19 protein-coding genes and 1 tRNA gene are annotated in these 18043 nt (G+C 62.6%); 13 read left to right on the top strand and 7 right to left on the bottom strand.

The annotated features are described in order from the left end of the window. The first annotated feature begins 85 nt into the window (after window positions 1–85). The 10 genes from M0208_RS06125 to M0208_RS06075 all read left to right on the top strand — a co-directional run bounded on the left by M0208_RS06125 (window position 86) and on the right by M0208_RS06075 (window position 8658). Complete coding sequence (locus M0208_RS06125) at window positions 86–691, top strand: Dps family protein (protein WP_258890838.1); 606 nt, start codon at window positions 86–88, stop codon at window positions 689–691. Window positions 692–922: 231 nt separating this feature from the next. Continuing rightward, entirely contained in the window at window positions 923–1342 is a 420-nt protein-coding gene (locus M0208_RS06120) for a hypothetical protein (protein ID WP_258890837.1), read from the top strand. A 38-nt stretch (window positions 1343–1380) separates the two neighbouring features. Next, window positions 1381–2262 carry a cation transporter gene (locus tag M0208_RS06115; protein ID WP_258890836.1) on the top strand — a complete coding sequence of 294 codons (882 nt, stop codon included), beginning with the start codon at window positions 1381–1383 and terminating at the stop codon, window positions 2260–2262. A 99-nt stretch (window positions 2263–2361) separates the two neighbouring features. Continuing rightward, window positions 2362–3585, top strand: a complete 1224-nt coding sequence (locus tag M0208_RS06110) for a PHB depolymerase family esterase (protein WP_258890835.1) — start codon at window positions 2362–2364, stop codon at window positions 3583–3585. 93 nt (window positions 3586–3678) lie between these two features. Next, window positions 3679–4254, top strand: coding sequence for an SRPBCC family protein (locus M0208_RS06105; protein WP_258890834.1), 576 nt, complete (start codon window positions 3679–3681; stop codon window positions 4252–4254). Next, a complete protein-coding gene (locus tag M0208_RS06100; protein ID WP_258890833.1) occupies window positions 4251–5438 on the top strand; it encodes a zinc-dependent alcohol dehydrogenase in 1188 nt (395 codons plus the stop codon). Before M0208_RS06105 ends, M0208_RS06100 begins: the two co-directional genes overlap by 4 nt. A gap of 11 nt (window positions 5439–5449) precedes the next feature. Further along, complete coding sequence (locus M0208_RS06095; protein WP_258890832.1) at window positions 5450–6235, top strand: SDR family oxidoreductase; 786 nt, start codon at window positions 5450–5452, stop codon at window positions 6233–6235. Between the two features lie 342 nt (window positions 6236–6577). Further along, complete coding sequence (locus M0208_RS06085) at window positions 6578–7678, top strand: spore photoproduct lyase family protein (protein WP_258890831.1); 1101 nt, start codon at window positions 6578–6580, stop codon at window positions 7676–7678. Window positions 7679–7779: 101 nt separating this feature from the next. Further along, window positions 7780–8283, top strand: a complete 504-nt coding sequence (locus M0208_RS06080) for a ferritin-like domain-containing protein (protein WP_258890830.1) — start codon at window positions 7780–7782, stop codon at window positions 8281–8283. 57 nt (window positions 8284–8340) lie between these two features. Continuing rightward, entirely contained in the window at window positions 8341–8658 is a 318-nt protein-coding gene (locus M0208_RS06075) for a hypothetical protein (RefSeq protein WP_258890829.1), read from the top strand. Between the two features lie 55 nt (window positions 8659–8713). On the opposite strand, the gene M0208_RS06070 is transcribed toward M0208_RS06075, so the two are convergent. From M0208_RS06070 to M0208_RS06055, 4 genes are all read right to left on the bottom strand, one after another. Further along, window positions 8714–9718, bottom strand: coding sequence for an SDR family oxidoreductase (locus M0208_RS06070; protein ID WP_258890828.1), 1005 nt, complete (start codon window positions 9716–9718; stop codon window positions 8714–8716). Between the two features lie 45 nt (window positions 9719–9763). Next, window positions 9764–10261, bottom strand: coding sequence for a DUF3429 domain-containing protein (locus M0208_RS06065; protein WP_258890827.1), 498 nt, complete (start codon window positions 10259–10261; stop codon window positions 9764–9766). Next, the gene (locus tag M0208_RS06060; RefSeq protein ID WP_258890826.1) at window positions 10258–10611 is read right to left on the bottom strand and encodes a DUF4440 domain-containing protein; all 354 of its coding nucleotides are present in this window, start codon (window positions 10609–10611) and stop codon (window positions 10258–10260) included. Before M0208_RS06060 ends, M0208_RS06065 begins: the two co-directional genes overlap by 4 nt. Window positions 10612–10694: 83 nt before the next feature. Beyond that, complete coding sequence (locus M0208_RS06055) at window positions 10695–10955, bottom strand: DksA/TraR family C4-type zinc finger protein (protein WP_258890825.1); 261 nt, start codon at window positions 10953–10955, stop codon at window positions 10695–10697. Between the two features lie 158 nt (window positions 10956–11113). Here M0208_RS06055 and M0208_RS06050 point away from each other — a divergent pair, with 158 nt between their 5' ends. Further along, window positions 11114–11845: a Crp/Fnr family transcriptional regulator gene (locus M0208_RS06050; RefSeq protein ID WP_258890824.1), complete on the top strand. Its 732-nt coding sequence runs from the start codon at window positions 11114–11116 to the stop codon at window positions 11843–11845. Between the two features lie 383 nt (window positions 11846–12228). Here the strand turns inward: M0208_RS06050 and M0208_RS06045 are convergent, their stop codons facing one another. After that, complete coding sequence (locus tag M0208_RS06045; protein ID WP_258890823.1) at window positions 12229–12450, bottom strand: hypothetical protein; 222 nt, start codon at window positions 12448–12450, stop codon at window positions 12229–12231. 228 nt (window positions 12451–12678) lie between these two features. Here M0208_RS06045 and M0208_RS06040 point away from each other — a divergent pair, with 228 nt between their 5' ends. Next, window positions 12679–13209, top strand: a complete 531-nt coding sequence (locus tag M0208_RS06040; protein WP_258890822.1) for a PRC-barrel domain-containing protein — start codon at window positions 12679–12681, stop codon at window positions 13207–13209. Further along, window positions 13206–16325: a helicase-related protein gene (locus tag M0208_RS06035; protein WP_258890821.1), complete on the top strand. Its 3120-nt coding sequence runs from the start codon at window positions 13206–13208 to the stop codon at window positions 16323–16325. The genes M0208_RS06040 and M0208_RS06035 overlap by 4 nt, the downstream gene beginning before the upstream one ends. A gap of 86 nt (window positions 16326–16411) precedes the next feature. Here the strand turns inward: M0208_RS06035 and M0208_RS06030 are convergent, their stop codons facing one another. Both M0208_RS06030 and M0208_RS06025 read right to left on the bottom strand, forming a co-directional pair. Then, a complete protein-coding gene (locus M0208_RS06030; RefSeq protein ID WP_258890820.1) occupies window positions 16412–17683 on the bottom strand; it encodes a phage integrase central domain-containing protein in 1272 nt (423 codons plus the stop codon). Between the two features lie 181 nt (window positions 17684–17864). Then, window positions 17865–17955: transfer RNA gene (locus M0208_RS06025), tRNA-Ser, on the bottom strand. Window positions 17956–18043 lie beyond the last annotated feature (88 nt).

The raw sequence follows: 18043 nt of genomic DNA, 5'->3' as shown, positions 1-18043 counted from the left end.
CAACTCGGCGACCGGCGATGCGGACCTTTCAGCGCATAATGTCGTTGACGACGATCCCTAATCGATCAGCCGAACAGGACAGCAAATGGCCCGCAAACCCGGAAAACCGGCTTCATCCGAGGCGTCCCGCGAAGCGCAGCCGCAGTACAAGGTCGAATATCGCGAGATCCAACCCTACGGCACGCTCAAGCAGCTTCCGCTCGCGCTGAAGAATAATGCACGAACGCAGAGCGTCGCGACGCTCAACCAGGTTCTGGCCGACACGATGACGCTGCGCGACCTGTACAAGAAGCATCATTGGCAGATGTCGGGGGCGACCTTCTACCAACTCCATCTATTGCTCGACAAGCATTACGAAGAACAGGCCGCGCTGGTCGACATGATCGCCGAACGCATCATGGCGCTGGGCGGGATCAGCATAGCGATGGCGCCCGATGTCGCCGAAATGACGAAAATTCCGCGTCCGCCGAAGGGACGCGAGGATGTTCCGACCCAATTGTCACGGCTGCTGGAGGCGCATGAGATCATCCTGCGTCAGGCCCACGAAGGCGCCGGGGCGGCGGACGAAGCGGGCGACGACGGCACGAATGACCTGCTGGTCAGCAACGTCATCCGCACCCACGAACCACAGGTCTGGTTCATCGCCGAACACCTTGCCGCGACTGACCTTGTCAGACCCGATTCTCGATGACGGATATGCTTGGCCGCCATTGAGAGGCCGTTTCCGTGATTGCATGATAGCTCGCCTCTTGGCACCCGCCGATCGCGTCTATCGTGATGCGGTTATCATCTGTCGTGTAAGGCGACATCTCGTTCGCGTTGAACGGATTCGAAAGTCGCCTGCTTGACGTGATTGAGGTCATTGTGAGGTGGTCGCCGACGATGGTAGGGACGATCGATGCGGCGTTGCTGGCTCTTTTCGGTGATCGCGATGACCGCCGCGTGCTCGAATTATCCTGACGATATTGCTGGAACGTCCGAACATGTTCGCGCGTCCCGGACAATCCGGGTGGGTATTGTAGCCTCCGGCCAAGGTCATGCCGATGCAACTGTGATTGACGTGTATCTGGCACGGATCGAAACCGTGACGGGGGCACGGCGTTTGCTCAAACGGGCGGCGGCCGAACCGCTGCTGGCCAGCCTCGAGAATGGCGACCTGGACATCGTGATCGGTGAATTTGCCGATGACACGCCCTGGCTTACGGAGGTAGCTTTCGTCGATCCACTGGCGGAACGCGTGGTAGGAAAGCGCACCATCATCCTCGTCCCTGTCGCTCGGAACGGCGAAAATCGCTGGATCATGCTGCTCGAAAAGGCAGTACGCGAAAGTGAAGGCTTGTGAGCGAGCGAGCAGGGCACCCCGCCGCCATTCGCGCTGATATGGAAGCGGCGAACCGACTGGAATGGTGGAACGTCGCTTGGACCCTCAGCATCATCCTCGTGATGGGATTGAGCATGGGCAGCAGCCAGGCAATGCGAACGGCCTGGATCGAGGACACGCTCGGACTTGTCCCACCGATCGTCTTCCTGATCGCCGCGCGGTTCGAAAAACGATCGTCGAATGCCCGGTTCCATTACGGCTTCGATCGGGTGAACGGCTTGGGCTTTCTGATCGCCGCCGTCGCGCTGGCGGCTGTCGGCGGACTGCTTCTTAAGGATGCGGCAACGGCACTGCTAGCCGCGGAGCACGTCACGATCGGGTCGGTCCGGGTTGGCGGCCACGACATCTGGCTTGGATGGTTCATGCTCGCGGCCCAGGCTTATGCGACGATCCCTCCGCTGATCATCGGCCGGAAGGAACTGCCGCTCGCCCAACGTCTCCGTGACAAATTGCTTCATACCGATGCGCTGATGAACAAGGCGAACTGGCAAACCGGCGTCGCCGGCTTTCTCGGCGTCGCGGGCCTCGGAATGGGCTGGTGGTGGGCTGACGCGACAGCGGCGGCGCTGATCTCGCTCAGCATCATACTCGACGGCTGCAAGGCGCTGCGCATCGCGACGTCGGAACTGGTCGACGGCGTACCCAACGCTCTCGATGCGGCGCACCTGTCCGATGAGGCAAGGGCGGTGTCCCAGGCATTGCGCGCGCGTTTTCCCGCGTCGCAGATCCTGTTGCGCGAAACCGGACGCTATATTCGAGCGGAGGTGGTCGGCGCCGTTCCCCCCGCAGACTTTGATTCCGAGACGCTGGCCATTCCGGGCTTGGAGGATCGTTGGAGGCTCGAAAGCATCGCGTTTCGACCGTCACCTTCGGCGCACTGACTGATAAGACCCTACGTCTTTATTGTGCAGCGCAGCAACGAACCGGTTTCTCGTTGGTTCGGTATTACGCGAGCCTGTCGCTTGCCATGAGGACTCTACATGACCGGTCTCGGCACGACGATCGCACAGCTGGCGACCTTACAACGAGCGCGATTGCGCGGACACGTCACGGCACCGAACAACCGTTTAAGCAGCTTGGCGCCGTTCGGATCAAACCCGGGTGTGCTGCGCGCACATTTTTATGTCCCCGCGAATCTTCGGTCCGGGGCGGCGCTGGTGGTGGTGTTGCACGGATGCACTCAGACCGCGGCGGACTATGATCGTGGCTCGGGCTGGTCGCAGCTCGCCGATGAACACGGCTTCGCTGTGCTTTTCCCCGAGCAGCAGGCGGCCAACAACGCGAACCTCTGCTTCAACTGGTTCGCGCCGACGGATATTCGGCGAGACGCTGGCGAGGCATTCTCGATCCGACAGATGATCGCCGCGATGATGTCAGCGCACGACGTCGATCCGTCTCGTGTATTCGTGACCGGCCTTTCCGCCGGTGGCGCAATGGCTTCGGTCATGCTCGCGACGTATCCGGATGTCTTTGCTGGTGGGGCGATCATCGCCGGCCTCGCGTTTGGCGCGGCGCTGTCGGTCACCGACGCGTTTGCGCGTATGCGCGGCCAAGGTTTTCCGCCTGATGCAAAGTTGGCGGCTTTGGTTCGCGATGCGTCGTCGCATTCCGGACCGTGGCCGCGGATTTCCGTGTGGCAGGGCAGCGCCGACGGAACGGTCGCGCCGTCAAACGCCGACCGCATTGTCGCCCAATGGCGTGGCGTTCACGCGCTGGCGGCGAATCCGGATAAGCACGATATCGTGGACGGCGCGACGCGGAAACGGTGGATTGACCAAGCCGGGCATGATGTTCTCGAAGTTTATGAAATCGCCGGGATGGGTCACGGAACACCGTTGAAGACCGTTGGCGGCGACGCGTGCGGCGCGGTTGGTCCCTACATGCTCGAAGCCGGAATTTCCTCGTCTCGACAGATCGCGCGCTTTTTCGGTCTGTTGCAGCATTCGACCATTCAATCGGTCCACGCCATGCCGACCAGCGATTCCGTGACGCGGCGCGCGCGATCCGAGGCGCCGGGGCGAACAAGTGCGACGGTGCTGACGCCGGTCGAATTGGCGATGCCCGCGGGCAGGGGCGTAGAAGCGATCATCACGGATGCGCTGCGTGCGGCCGGTTTGATGCGACAGCGATCCAGCAGCCGGCAGGTTAGATGGGCCGCCATTGGTGCGCTGTTCATGCAGTCCACGCTCTCGAAAACAGACTGATCCACATTACAACGCGGGTTTGGCGAGGATCGACGGAGGAACCTAGTCGAGCGCCGTTCGCTCCAAACACTCAAGCTACCTGGAGCGATAAACATGGGTGCCTCCCATAACGATGATGCACCGACAGCGACGACGAAGCGTGGTGACGCCATAGGCGATCGATCGAGCGACGCGACGTCGCCGGGCGATACTGTCGCTGCGAGCGCCGTGACGATCAACCGACCCGTCCGTGAGGTCTTCGAGTATTTCCGTGACTTTGCGAAGCTGCCGACGTTCATGGACAACGTGGAACGGATCGACGTGCTCAGTGCCGATCGGTCGCACTGGGTCGTGAAGGCGCCCGCCGGCAAGACGGTCGAATGGGACGCGCGGATCACTGAGGAGGTCCCTGATCAGTTGATCGCCTGGACGTCCGAGCAGGGCGCCGACGTTCCCAATTCGGGGCGGGTCCAGTTCCGCGACGCAGGTGCGCGCGGTACGATCGTTACTGCGACAATCTTCTACGATCCACCCGCAGGCTTCATCGGCAAGATTGTCGCCAAGATGTTCCAGCGAGAGCCCGCGATCCAAGCACGCCGCGACCTGCGCCGGTTCAAGCAATTGATGGAAACCGGCGAGATCGCGACCGCCGCGAACACGCGCAAGCAATTCGAAGAGGAAACGGCATGAGAGCGCTGGCATGGCACGGCAGGCATGACGTTCGCGTCGACACCGTAGACGATCCCGAGATCCTTAACCCACGCGACTGCATCATTAATGTGACTGCGACCGCTATCTGCGGGTCCGACCTGCACCTGTATGACGGGTACATCCCGACCATGCAGTCGGGCGACATCCTCGGCCATGAATTCATGGGCGAGGTGGTTGAGACCGGACCGAAATCGACGCTGAAGAAGGGCCAACGCGTCGTCGTTCCGTTCACGATTGCGTGCGGCAGCTGCTACCACTGCGGCAAGCATCAATATTCCGCGTGCGACAACGGCAATCCGGCCGACAATCAGGATCTCGGCATGGAGCTGTACGGACAGCCGATGTCGGGACTGTTCGGCTACAGCCATCTGACCGGCGGTTACGCTGGCGGGCAGGCAGAGTACGTTCGCGTGCCGTTCAGCGATGTCGGTCCAATCGTCATCCCCGATGGCGTCGAGGACGAGAAGGTGCTGTTCCTGTCCGACATCCTGCCGACCGGCTGGATGGCGGCGGAGAATGCCGACATCGAACCCGGCGACACCGTTGCAGTCTGGGGCTGCGGCCCGGTTGGCCTGTTTGCGATCCAGTCAGCGTTCCTGATGGGCGCCGACCGCGTCATCGCGATCGATCATTTCCCGCACCGACTGGACCTCGCCAAGAGGTTCGGCGCGGAGACGATCAATTTCGAGGAAAGCGCGACGTATGATGCGTTGATGCTGATGACCGGCGGGATCGGCCCCGATGCGGTCATCGACAGCGTCGGCCTCGAGGCGCATGGCTTCTTCGTCGACAACGTCATCGATCAGATCAAGAAATCGACCTTCCTCGGCACCGACAGGATCCACTCGATCCGTCAGGCGATCGTCGCATGTCGCAAGGGTGGTCGCGTGTCGATGCCCGCGGTGTACGGCGGGATTGTCGACAAATTCCCGCTCGGCGCCTTCATGGAAAAGGGTTTGACGCTAAAAACCGGACAGACCCATGTTCAGCATTATATGCCCGCCCTGCTGAATGCGATCATGGAGGGGAAGATCGATACGACCTTCCTGATCTCGCACCGCATGGACCTCGAGGACGCGCCCAGGGGCTACAAGATGTTCCACGACAATCAGAATGAAGTGACCAAGGTCGTGCTGAAGCCCGGCTTAGGCGTCGCTGCGTAAGGAGAGACGACATGGCCAATAAATACGCGATTATCACCGGTGCATCGACCGGGATAGGGTTCGAGCTCGCCACGCTTGCAGCGAAGAACAGCTACGACATTCTCGTCGTCGCAAACGAGCCGCTGATCGACGCCGCCGCGGCCGATTTCAGGCAGTTCGGTACCGATGTGCAGTCGGTGAACGCCGATCTGTCGACGATCGACGGGGTCGATGCGTTGCTGGCCGCCGCTAGTGAACGGCAGATTGACCTGCTGTGCGCCAACGCCGGGCAGGGTCTGGGGCACGCGTTCCTCGATCAGGCGGTCGCTGACTGGCGGATGGTGGTCGACACCAATATCACCGGCACGATCTATCTGCTGCAAAAGGTGTTGCCCGCGATGGTTGCGCGCAACGACGGCAAGGTGCTGGTGACGGGATCGGTCGCGGGCTACATCCCAGGCGCGTTTCATGCCGTCTACAACGGCACCAAGGCGTTCGTCGACAGCTTCACCGAGGCGCTGCGCAACGAACTCAAGGGCTCGGACGGCGTCACGCTGACGACGCTGATGCCGGGTCCGGTCGACACCGAGTTTTTCGACCGGGCCGACATGCTGGACACGTCGGTCGGGGCTGATCCGAACAAGCGCGATCCGGCCGATGTTGCGAAGGACGGCTGGGACGCGGTGATGGGCGGCAAGGCGTCGGTATTCTCGGGGCTGAAGACCAAGATCCAAGGCGTGCTGGCCAATGTTACGCCGGGGTCGGTGCTTGCCGAACAGCATCGCAAGATGGCGGAGCCGGGAAGCGCAACGGACTGATCCGCCGGTTACGAAATATCCGGTCACGCCCGATGGCCGGTATTTTGTGGTGCGCGGGCGGCTCTGGCGAACGTCCGACCCGTCGCTCGCCCGGGAGACGCGTGACGAACTTGTGCATGCGCTGATGGAGGCGCGGCGCAATGTGGGGACCGCGCGCCGCACTAAAGACAGTGCTGCCGAAACCGAGGCGCGCACTCGCGTCGACGCAGCCAAGCACGGGCTGGGGGAGCGTGGCCCGGTATGGTGGACTGACGGCGCGCCTGATCTGAACCGCCGCGGCGTACGCACGACTGGCTATGCTGAGTGGTATGCTTTAATCTGCCCCGACGATGATGCGAACCCATGACGGGCAACGCGGACGTTACCGCGAAGAGCGAGATTGCGGTCGGCAGACCGTGGCGCCCGAAGCGCGTCCTGATCACCCGATCGGCGCTGGAATGGCAACATGGTTGCGACATCGCCGAACGTGCGGCCGCGCTCGGTATCGATGTTCAGACGCTGTCGACCGACCGGCTGTCGCTCGCTCTTCCAGACGACGAGCGGCAGGCCTATGCCGCCGCCAAGCAGACCTTGGCGATCGTCGTCGCGCCGCCGTCGAAGCGTCGCCTGCAACCGATCGCGCCGTCGGCGGACTGGCGGATCGACCTTGCCGAGGGGTGTCCGGCGCATTGCAGCTATTGCTATCTCGCCGGGTCGCTGAAGGGGCCGCCGATCACGCGCGCCTATGCCAACCTGCCCGAAATCTTGGCTGAAATTCCCACGCACATTGGATGTGGAACGGTCACGTCGCGCTCGGCGCGCCGCGCGCACGAAGGAACGACGTTCGAGGCGAGCTGCTACACCGATCCGCTTGCGCTCGAACATATTACCGGATCGCTTTCGGCCACGATCGCGTGGTTCGGCGCATTGGACGCGAACGCGCAACTACGCTTCACCAGCAAGTTCGACGCCGTGGGTCCGTTGCTAAACCTCGGTCATCACGGTTGCACGCGGATGCGCGCGTCGGTGAGCCCGGCGCGATACGCAGGCTTTGAAGGCGGGACCAGTCCGGTCTCGGCGCGGCTGGCCGGGCTCGCCGCGATGGGCCACGCCGGCTATCCGATCGGACTTACCATCGCGCCGATCATCGTCGCCGATGGCTGGGAGACGGCCTATGCCGAGCTGATCGGACAGGCCGCTCGCGCGCTCAGTGCGATACCGGCGCCGGATCTGACGATCGAACTGATCACCCACCGCTATTCGCCGACGTCGAAAGCGGTGCTCGATGGCTGGTATCCGGGGTCGGCGCTGACGATGGACGCGGTCAACCGCACCGAGAAGCGTACCAAGTTCGGCTCGGTCAAACACGTTTATGATGCCGATACGATGCGCGCGTTGCGCGGCTTCTTCGAAACGGAGATCGCCCGCGCGCTGCCCGCCGCGCGTATCCTCTATTGGACCTGACGCAATAGGCACTGATCGAGATCATCGTGCGGAACCGACCGGCTCGCAGAAGCGCTGACCGGTTAAGGCCGTGCGTTCCGCCCGGCGACAGGAGCCTCTACATGTCGACCCCCGAAGACCTGAGCGACGTCTACGTCGATGAATTGAAGGATTTGTGGTCCGCCAACGATCAGATGCTGAAGGTGCTTAAGAAGATCACCACCAAGGCGAGCGATGCGTCGCTGAAGGACATGCTGACCAGGTCGCACGCGGGCATCACCGCACATACCGCGGTGCTGAAGGAATTGATCGCCGGGCAGGACGAAAAGGTCTCGAAGGAGCATTGCAAGGGCATGGAGGGACTGGTCACCGAGGCGACCAAGCATGTGATTGAGGAGGGTCCGAAAAAGGGCCCCGTGCTCGATGTGATCATCATCGCGCAATATCAGCGCATGACGCACTACGGCATCGCCGGGTTCGGCACCGCGGCCGCCTACGCCAAGGCGCTGGGCCTGAAGGATGACGCCAGGAAGCTGCGCGACGCCACCAAGGAGATTTACGGCGGTGACGAATATATGACGAAGCTGGCCGAAAGCAGCGTCAATCTGCAGGCCGAGGACGCCTGATACATTACCGTCCGCCCCGGACGGGCCGGGGCGGATGACGACCAAAAGGAGATTATCATGGGCATCATGCTGACCGCGACCTTCGGTACCCGCCGCGAAGCCGAAATGGCCGTGGAACGGCTCGTCCAAGAGTTCGATCTCGATCGCGCGGCAATTTCCTTATCGACCGAGGGTGAAGAAAATAGCGCAGGCGAAGATCAGGCGGGTTCGGACAATTCGGCCGATCGGCTTGGCGACGGTGGGCGCGACGACGCCGCGTTGCGAGGCGCGATCGTTGTTACCGCCGAGGTGGTCGACGAAGACGCTGCGGAAAAGGTCCGCTCGGCATTCGGCGAGTTCGACGCCGAGGGCGTCGTCGAGACCGATCAGGTGTAAAACTGAAGCGGCCGAGCCGCGATGTTTCGCTAACCGTTAGGACCGCTGCGATAACTCAACGCGCTGCGCGCAGCAGTCGGTAACTGCCTAGTACTGCCAGGAAGGCGAGGCTTACGGCGGCGGTGCGCTTCGGTCGAACACGCATCGACGTGTACAGACTGCGCCGCGCGACATGGCCGTGGGTGTCACCTTCCACCAACGCCGGCGTGCTGGGTACGTGCAGGTTGTCAGGGCGCCGGGTCGGCGGATTCGCGGTCTTAAACAGTTGCCGTCCCAGCAGCGCCGCGCCGAGATCGGTTACACCTGGCAGGATTTGCGCGAAGACGCTGCCGAAGCGCGCCGAACCGCCGACGAACAGGTCGCGGACTTGATGTTCAGCGGCGTACAGGATTGTCTCCGCGACATCGCTCGGACGGTAGAAGGGCGGCGGCATCGTCGCCTGCCGGTCGAGTAGGTTGCGTTGATGCTGCAACACCGGGGTCGCGATCGGAGCAGGCTTGATCAACGTCACCGAAACCGGTCGCCGATCCATCATAACTTCGATCCGTAACGCATCGGTATAGCCCTTGATCGCCTGCTTCGACGCCGAATACATTCCCATGAATGGCGCAGACACGTCGGACGTGAAGCTACCCAGATTGATCAATGTCCCGCCCTGCCGCTCGAGATACGGGAGCGCCGCCAGGCTGCCATGGACCACGCCCCAGAAGTTGACGTCGAACAATCGTCGCGCATCGGCCTCGGGCAGCGTTTCAAGTGGCGATGCGATCGCCACGCCCGCGTTGTTGATCCAGCAATCGATCCGCCCGAACGCACCGATCGCCCGCTCGGCAAGCGCGTTGACCGCCGCGGCGTCGGACACATCGCACACGACCGCCAGCGCTTGACCACCGTCATGCTCGATCGCTTCGGCGAGCGCGTTCAGCACTCGCTCCCCACGTGCGGCGAGGACGACGCTGGCGCCACGCGACGCGGCCAGCAGCGCGGTCTCCCGACCGATACCGCTCGACGCGCCGGTTATGACGATCACCTGATCGGCGATCGGCTTCAACTTGATCAAAACGCTAGGTCCTTCCTTGTAATGCTGAGTCCTGAGGGACGACCTCTAAGCGAAATAGCCGATCCAGAGTGTGAGTCCGCCGAGTCCGACCGAAAGCGGAACCCTTAATTTCAGCCACCAGTTTGGACATAATCCTGCGGCGGCAAGACTGTAGTCAACCGCGAGCGAGGCCAGCAACGAGCCGCCCAGTAAGGCGAGCGAAGGCCCGGGCCATCTAGCGCCGACCGCCCAGGGCAGCGTTGACGCTAGCGCAATCAGCGAAGGCGCGATCGCGGCGCCCCAGACCCAAGCGGGGATCACGGCCCGCGCCTGCGCCGCCAGACCCCACCACATGCCGCCGAGGAAGCTCAGGATCAGCGCTGCGTAGGCATAGCCGAGCGCCAGCGCGGTAAAGCGGCTTTCGGGATTCCCGACAAGAAGCACCGTCAGCGCCCATAGCTGCGGCAGCAGCCCGGCATATCCTAGCCACTTCGCAATTGGTGGCATCCTTAAGCCACCGTCGATGTGCGGGATTGGTCGTTGTCGCCAAAGACGGCCGGTCATGCCGCCAGCGGCGTCTGCTGATGCTGGACCCCCTGCCAGTCGTCGTGCGCGCGACGACGATACGTCGAGGTTCGACGAGCGACATATCGCTCGTCATCGCGGCTCGCCGCAATATGATAGGCGACGACGATCAACCCTTCGTCTGGCCGAGCTGTTCGCTGTCCAGTCAACACCACCTTGGTCCAACGAGGCGTAGATGCGACCGCAGTGATCGCCTGCTCGCCGCTGAACACAAGAGACGGGATCGGCAGAACAATGAGGCAGTTTTCGTCAATCAGACCTTGGTAATGCTCGGCCGTGCCTGTCCACAGGCCCTCTTCAAATTCCCAAACGCGGTCGTCGTCCATCATGACCCTTCCAATGTCATCGCATCAAGAGGCGAAGAGGGACGATCGTTCCCGCGACATGAAAGATCGCACGGCTGCGAACTCGCTCAGCGCAGTTGGCTGTCCTTGCTGCCGCGCCGGTTGAATAGTTCGCTCGCGGGACGATCGCGTCCACTCTGGCAGGAAACGCACGTTCGTACGCCCGGGACCGCCTGCCTCCTTCCCTCCGGAATATCGTCGCCGCAAACCGCGCACTGCGGCTCGCTTTCGCCCGTCGGCATCCGGGAACGGGCCGCCGACACCGCGTCCATAACGGTGTCGTCGATTTGATCCTGCACCGCACCGTCTCGCGTCCAGCCGCCGGCCATCGTCGTCTCCACCTGTGCAACTTGACCATCAATATGGGCAATGCGTGGCCCGCTTTCCAGTCGATCTGCATACTCCCGATCGCGCGTCGGCTTCTAAGGCGATGCAGCCTTGTCCGACGAGGATGTCGCCGCGTAGAAAGCGTACAAGGGGTGAACAAATGACGCTGACCACTGATTTCCTGCGCGGCCGCGGCCGATCGGCGATAAGTACGGAAGAGAAAGCGGTGCTTGAGGCCGCGGTCGAGGACGTGAAGACCGTTCCTGCGCGGAAGATCGTCATCCGGCGTGGCGACCGGGTCCACTACAGCACGTTGCTGCTGTCGGGGACGATGTGCCGGTACATGGACGCGCGCGATGGATACCGGCAACTGGTGGCGTATCAGGTGCCGGGCGATTTCGTCGACCTGCACGGCTATCCGCTGCAACGGCTGGACCACGACGTCGCGACGCTGAGCGAATCGCGCATCGCGTGCGTTCCGCATGAGCGGCTCGATGCGATCGTGCGCGATTATCCCAATCTTGCGCGGATGCTGTGGTTTTCGACGCTGCTGGATGCGGCGCTGCATCGCGAGTGGATTTTCCGGCTCGGACGTCTCGACGCCGGGGGCCGGATCGCGCACTTCCTGTGCGAGACGCATGACCGGATGGCGGCGACCGGCCGAGCGCATGACGGCGTTTTCGCGCTGCCGCTGACGCAGCAGGACATCGGCGAGGCGTGCGGCCTGACCAGTGTTCACGTCAACCGGACGCTGCGCAAGCTGCGCGAGGACGGGCTGGCGGACGTGGCGCGTGGCAAGGTGCAGATCATCGACCGTACAGCGCTGGTGCGATTGGGCGAGTTCGATCCGGACTATCTGTATTTGGAAGAAGGACCGTGGGCGGCTGGCTGAGAATGGAATGCGCGCGCGACAAGCGAATTCTCTTACCGTCAAAACCGATATGCGGACAAACCCGGATGAAGTATCACGCGACGCGACAGATATTAAGCTATTGAAAAAGCTCAAAATCTGATCACTGACGGGATGCGGTGACGGGAATTATGCGGCTGATCTAAAACAAATGCCGTCACTTTCCCCTGAATATGCACGATACGTCGATTGCTGCATATCTTAGCCAGTCGAATTACGATCGGACCAGTTTAGTTCACCCAAGTTCTGAAACGTCTTCACGCCATAATACAGGTTCGGGCAGGTTAATTTATCATCCTAGCTAAACCAGATATTTTCGGCTCTTCCAAATTTCAAAAGAGCTGCTTCAGTCCGGGGGGCGACCCCTACGACTTTTGAAACAAGCGATCCGGTGCCAACAATATCGCCACGGCGCTGATGGCTGCGGCGGCGCTAATCGAAGCGGTCAGAATGGGCAGAAACGACCAGCGCGATCGTTTGGCTTGCCCAATCTCATTCGGCACTTCCGTGTTGCGCTTGATATGTGGCGGCTCCTGCAACGGATATGGAGATTGATTGCCGATAGGGACCGGGGGTGTATGCGACATTGGGCTATCCTTTGATTGCGCACGAAGAACGTCATTCAGCCCGCGAGGTTCAAGTCGAAGCGTGAATTCCTCCTAACCTGCGGCAAATTTCATGATCCGACCGCAACGCCCAAGGTTCATGCGCGTTCGCCCGATCCAGATGACAGGCCGCGATCCGCGGCGCACCGGAATGGTCGAGAGGATAGCACGCTGAACGATTTCGCCGGATGGATTGCGCCAATCGCGACCATGATCGCCGCGATGATGACCGCCGCCAATCTGGGCGCGCGTGTGACCGGTTGGGGCTTCGTCGTGTTCACGATCGGCTCGATCTGCTGGGCGACGGTCGGGCTGACGTCAGGACAAACGAACCTGCTGGCTACAAATGTCTTTCTTACCCTGGTCAATCTGGTCGGCATCTGGCGCTGGCTAGGACGACAGCGCGGGTATGAGGATGGGGGCCAATCAGCCAAGGCGGCCAGTCGCAAGTCCTCCGCGCCGACCCTGTTTACCGCAACCGGCATCGCCGGCATGGCGGTCGTCGACACGAACGAGAGTCCTGTCGGCAAGGCAGTCGAGGCGTTGATCGAATGCGAGTCCGGCACCGTCAGCTATATCGTCGTCGCAACCGGCAAGATCGGCGGGATCGATGAACAGTTGCGGTCGGTCCCGCGCGATTGCCTCACGTTCGGCTGCGACAAGCTCGTACTTGAGATGTCGCGCGCCGCGTTTGACGCGCTGCTGCCGCTGGAGACGGGCGACTGGCCGGCGGCGGCATGAACATCGCTTTCATCGCCACGCGCATCGCCGATACCCTGAAGACCGATGATATCGTCTACTTGGCTGACGATCAGCAAGTGGCCGAGGCTCTCTCTGCGGCTGTTCAGGCGCTCGTTCCGGGCGGTCTTGTCTATCACGTCGGGTCCAGCGATGCACTGCCTGGGGACGTCGCGCCCGCTTCCCCTGCCAATGCCGGCCATCGTGTCGCAACGCTGCGCGCGTTGCGACTGGTTCAGCAGAACAAGAGCCGCGCGCGTATCGCGTGTATCATGAGCGGGGAAGCCGCCGCGCACCGGTATCCTAGGCCAGAAGCGTTCGATACCGCGCCGCCGGTCCTGAGCGTTGGCGATTTGATCGACGGCGAACAACTTGCCGCGACGATCGACGCGCTGGGATATTTCGCCGACGACCGCGTCGACGAACCGGGCGAGATGGCGATCCGCGGCGACGTGATCGATATTTTTCCCGCTGACGCGGCACTTCCCGCGCGCATCGACATCGCCGACAATCACGTCATCGCGATCCGCTCCTACGATCCGACTACGCAGCGTACCGTTGATGAGTTGGAAGAGGTCGAGATCGGCCGCGCCGCGGAACCGCCGCTCGAAGACGCCGTCTCCATTCTTGATCACCTTTTGCCCGGCGTGCTCGGCCTGTCTGACCAGGCGGACAAGCGCCGTCAGCGGTTCGTTGCGCTGGCGAAGGACGCAGCGCGCAGCGCAGACGCGCGGATCGATGCGATCGACGATGATCGTTGGGCCGCCGCCTGCAAGGACTGGCACTCGATTGCTTTCGACGCCGAGGGTGCGACCGTTCCGCGATTTGCCGAGGCGCGGTCGCCGCTCGCGGCACTGGCGCGCTTTGCAAAGCCGTTGCTGGCCGACGGACGCGTCTTGATGCTTGCGGGCAATCGCCGCGACATCCGCTTCCTGCGCCCGAAACTTGCCAAGCGCCTGGCGCTGGACATGCCGGACGTCACGGGCTGGGCCGCGATCGAGACGCTCGCTCCGGGCGACGCGGCTTGCATCGAACTGCCCGTCGACGCTGGATTCGTCGATGCCCAACGCGTGTTGATCACCGCCGCCGACGTGATGGGTAGCCGCGCGCTGATCGGGGGCGAGACGTCGCCGGCGGCATTGCCCTGGGCCCGTACCGGCGCTGAAATCCGCGTCGGCGATGTCGTCGTTCACGAAGATCACGGCGTAGCACTGGTCCACGGTCTGGAAGCCGCGCCCGGAGCGGACGGCGCGCCGACCGAGATGATCGCGCTAGAATACGCAGGCGGCGGGCGGCGGCTGGTGGCGATCGACGATGCCGACCGCATCTGGCGCTACGGCGCGGATGCGGACGCGGTGACGCTCGACAAGCTCGACGGCTCATCCTGGCTGAAGCGGCGTGGCGCGATAGATATCGCGATCGCCGAAAGCGCCAAGGGTCTCGCCGCGCTGGCGGAGGCGCGCGCTGCGCTCACTGCCCCCGTCATGGTTCCCGACGCCGCAGCATATGAACGCTTCGCAGGCGGCTTTCCGTTCAACGAAAGCGGCGACCAGACGAAGGCGATCGCTGCCGTCCGCGACGATCTAAGCAGCGGTAAACCGATGGATCGCTTGATCATTGGCGATGTCGGATACGGCAAAACCGAGGTCGCATTGCGGGCTGCTGCACTGGCCGCGCTTGCCGGTTATCAGGTCGTCATCGCCGCGCCGACGACGGTTCTCGTCCGCCAACATCTTGAGAGTTTCCGGCGGCGCTTCGCCGCGTCCGGCATCGCGATCGGCGGCCTATCGCGCGTGTCGAGCGCCACGGAGAAGAAAGCGGTCAAGGCGGGCCTCGCCGACGGATCGATCCAGATCGTCGTCGGCACGGGCGCGGTAATGGCGAAGGGCGTCAGTTTCGCAAAGCTGGGATTGGTCGTGGTGGATGAGGAACAGCGTTTCGGTGCCGCCGACAAGGCACGGCTGCGCGGATCGGGCGAGACGCACCTCCTAACCCTTAGCGCCACACCGATTCCGCGCACGCTGCAGATGGCGCTGATCGGCTTGCAACAGATGTCGATCATCGCCACACCCCCGGCGCGGCGTCAGCCGATCCGCACCAGCCTCGATCATTTCGACAAGGTCCGTTTTCGTACTGCGCTGATTCGCGAGAAGGGGCGCGGCGGGCAAAGCTTCGTCGTCGTGCCGCGGATCGAAGACATGGCCGGGCTAGCGCAGTCGTTGCACGACCTGCTGCCCGAGCTGTCGGTGATCCAGGCGCACGGCAAGATGCCACCCGCCGAAATCGACGACGCGATGGTCGGGTTCGCGGACGGCAATGGCGACGTACTGCTGGCGACGAACATTATCGAGGCCGGGTTGGACGTGCCACGCGCGAACACGATGATCGTATGGCGGGCCGACTGTTTCGGCTTGGCGCAATTGCACCAGCTTCGCGGCCGCGTCGGTCGGGGCGGTCGCCGTGGACAAGTAATCATGCTGACCGAATCGGACAACGCGATCGGCGAACGGACCAAGAAACGGCTTCGCACACTCGCTACTTTCGACCGGCTGGGCGCAGGGTTCGACATCAGCGCGCAGGATCTCGATATGCGCGGCGCGGGGGATCTCTTGGGCGAGAATCAGGCTGGACACATCAAGCTGATCGGTCTCGACCTGTACCAGCATCTACTCGGTTCCGCCTTGCAACGGGCGCGGGGCGAGACGATCGAACGCTGGTCGCCCGAGTTGAATCTGGGGTCCGCTGGCAGCCTCCCGGCAAGCTGGATTCCCGAGGCCGACGTGCGGCTGACGCTCTACATCCGGCTGTCGCGGATCGAGGACGATGCAGGGTTGGAGGCATTCGAGGAAGAACTGCTCGACCGCTTTGGTCCTCTGCCGCCCGAATCCGAGACGTTGCTTGCCCGAGCGCGCGTTCGTCATGCGGCGCGGACGATGCGGGTCGAACGGATTGATGCCGGCCCTGCGGCCATCGCGTTGACCCCGCGACGTGATTTCGATGGCGACTTCGCTGGTGCCGGATTGAGCGACAAGAATGGTCGCTTTCTGCTCGTCGAAAGAACCGACGACGCAGGGCGGATCGATCGCATACAAACGCTGCTTGAAAGTCTCGTTGCTTGATGACGTAATTGTCAGCCACCACTACGCAAACCTAGGATTGGTGCAGTTAGGCAGGCGGCGAGTGATCGCCGGCGCCGCGGCCTTGGTCATCCGCCAACAATCTTTGATGGTCGCGTGACAAGAATTACGGGGTCTGGCAGCCCGTCACTCAGCAGGTCGGCCCAGATGGTCGCCAGCTCGCGCCGCCGTGGCATATAGGCCGCACGATTGTAGGCGCCCTCAACTTCCTCTTTGGGGACATGCGCCAGCATGAGGTCAATCACCTGCCTATCATGATCCTTGCCGTGCCTCTCGGCCCACTCATTCATGATGGTCGAAAAGGCTGCGCGAAACCCATGCGGCACATGATGGCCGTGATAGCCGGCGCGATTGAGCAGATAGCCAATCGCATTTTCGCTCATCGGCCGATGTACATGCCGATTGCTCGGGAACAAGAGATCTCCTTGCCCCGTCAGCGGCCGCAACGCCCGGAGAACGTCAAGGCATTGCGGCGTGAGCGGCACGAGATGATCGCCGTTCACTTCATCCTTCCGGTCAAGATCGCCCTTCATGCGCGAGGAGGGAATCCGCCAGAGCGGCAGCTTCCCGCATAAATCTTCTAACTCCCCCCAGCGCGCGCCGCGCAGTTCGCTGGGACGCACGGCCGTCAGCGCCAGCAGGCGAAGTGCCAGCCGGGTGATGGGTCGGGCGCGATCCTCCTCGGCGGTGATGATCATCCGGCGCAGCGGCGCGAGTTCGGTGATCGCGGGCTGGCGCCCTTTGCGAATTGGCTTCAGGACCTTGCCGAGCTTCTCGGCCGGGTCGGTCACCACGATCCCTTTGGCGATGCCGTAGACGAACACCGCGGAAATTCGTTGCCTGATGCGCTTGGCGGTCTCGATCGATCCGCGGGCTTCGACCTCCCGCAGGACGCCGAGCACGAGCGGCGGGGTCAGTTGCGCGATCGGCAGGCTACCGATCGTCGGGAAGACGTCGCGGTCGAGGCTGCGGATAACATCAGCAGCGTGAACCTTCGCCCATTGTGGCTTCGCGTTTTCGTACCATTCGCGAGCGACGCGTTCGAACGTCTGTCGGCCGGCCTCGAGGTTCGCCTCGATTTTCAGCTTTCGTGCAACGGATGGATCGAGGCCTTCAGAAAGTATCGACCAGGCGTCGTCGCGCTTGGCGCGCGCATCCGCTAACGACACGAGCGGATAGGCCCCGAACGCCATTGTCTTGTTCTTGCCGTCGTAGGTGTAATTCCAGCGCCAGAGCTTGCCGCCGCTTGGCGCAACGAGCAGGAACAGCCGGTTGGCGTCGGCGAGCTTGTAGGATTTGGGGCGCGGTTTTGCCGTGCGGACCTTCATATCGGTAAGCATGTCCAGCTCCTCGAGATACCTCGTTTTTCGACCGCCGATACCTCGTTTTGGTCCCTCCGTATCACTGGAGGGCCATGGACGGGCATGGACAGCCGCGGCCGAACCGGTCGACTAAACGTCAGTATTCAGGAGGAAAAAGTCGATCCCAGCGGTCTTTTGCGGACTGCTGCGGAACAGCCGGTGGCGGAGCGGGAGGGATTCGAACCCTCGATACGCTTTTGACGTATACTCACTTTCCAGGCGAGCGCCTTCGACCACTCGGCCACCGCTCCGCATTTCGCTGGAAGAGGGCGCGTAGCGGGGGTGGTGGGGTTTCGCAAGCCGCGGCGTGGTGGCAGGGTGGGGGGATGAGAGCTTTCG

Origin of the sequence: Sphingomonas sp. SUN019 (assembly GCF_024758705.1) — a bacterium.
Taxonomy (GTDB): Bacteria; Pseudomonadota; Alphaproteobacteria; order Sphingomonadales; family Sphingomonadaceae; genus Sphingomonas.
Note: the sequence above shows the minus strand (reverse complement) of the source record. Positions and strands in the feature narration are given on the sequence as shown.

Excerpts from the sequence above, each read along its gene's own strand:
- M0208_RS06125 (WP_258890838.1), top strand. The coding sequence starts at position 86 with ATGGCCCGCAAACCCGGAAAACCGGCTTCATCCGAGGCGTCCCGCGAA.
- M0208_RS06115 (WP_258890836.1), top strand. The coding sequence starts at position 1,381 with ATGGAAGCGGCGAACCGACTGGAATGGTGGAACGTCGCTTGGACCCTC.
- M0208_RS06110 (WP_258890835.1), top strand. The coding sequence starts at position 2,362 with ATGACCGGTCTCGGCACGACGATCGCACAGCTGGCGACCTTACAACGA.
- M0208_RS06105 (WP_258890834.1), top strand. The coding sequence starts at position 3,679 with ATGGGTGCCTCCCATAACGATGATGCACCGACAGCGACGACGAAGCGT.
- M0208_RS06100 (WP_258890833.1), top strand. The coding sequence starts at position 4,251 with ATGAGAGCGCTGGCATGGCACGGCAGGCATGACGTTCGCGTCGACACC.
- M0208_RS06095 (WP_258890832.1), top strand. The coding sequence starts at position 5,450 with ATGGCCAATAAATACGCGATTATCACCGGTGCATCGACCGGGATAGGG.
- M0208_RS06085 (WP_258890831.1), top strand. The coding sequence starts at position 6,578 with ATGACGGGCAACGCGGACGTTACCGCGAAGAGCGAGATTGCGGTCGGC.
- M0208_RS06080 (WP_258890830.1), top strand. The coding sequence starts at position 7,780 with ATGTCGACCCCCGAAGACCTGAGCGACGTCTACGTCGATGAATTGAAG.
- M0208_RS06075 (WP_258890829.1), top strand. The coding sequence starts at position 8,341 with ATGGGCATCATGCTGACCGCGACCTTCGGTACCCGCCGCGAAGCCGAA.
- M0208_RS06065 (WP_258890827.1), bottom strand. The coding sequence starts at position 10,261 with ATGACCGGCCGTCTTTGGCGACAACGACCAATCCCGCACATCGACGGT.
- M0208_RS06060 (WP_258890826.1), bottom strand. The coding sequence starts at position 10,611 with ATGATGGACGACGACCGCGTTTGGGAATTTGAAGAGGGCCTGTGGACA.
- M0208_RS06055 (WP_258890825.1), bottom strand. The coding sequence starts at position 10,955 with ATGGCCGGCGGCTGGACGCGAGACGGTGCGGTGCAGGATCAAATCGAC.
- M0208_RS06050 (WP_258890824.1), top strand. The coding sequence starts at position 11,114 with ATGACGCTGACCACTGATTTCCTGCGCGGCCGCGGCCGATCGGCGATA.
- M0208_RS06045 (WP_258890823.1), bottom strand. The coding sequence starts at position 12,450 with ATGTCGCATACACCCCCGGTCCCTATCGGCAATCAATCTCCATATCCG.
- M0208_RS06040 (WP_258890822.1), top strand. The coding sequence starts at position 12,679 with ATGATCGCCGCGATGATGACCGCCGCCAATCTGGGCGCGCGTGTGACC.
- M0208_RS06035 (WP_258890821.1), top strand. The coding sequence starts at position 13,206 with ATGAACATCGCTTTCATCGCCACGCGCATCGCCGATACCCTGAAGACC.
- M0208_RS06030 (WP_258890820.1), bottom strand. The coding sequence starts at position 17,683 with ATGCTTACCGATATGAAGGTCCGCACGGCAAAACCGCGCCCCAAATCC.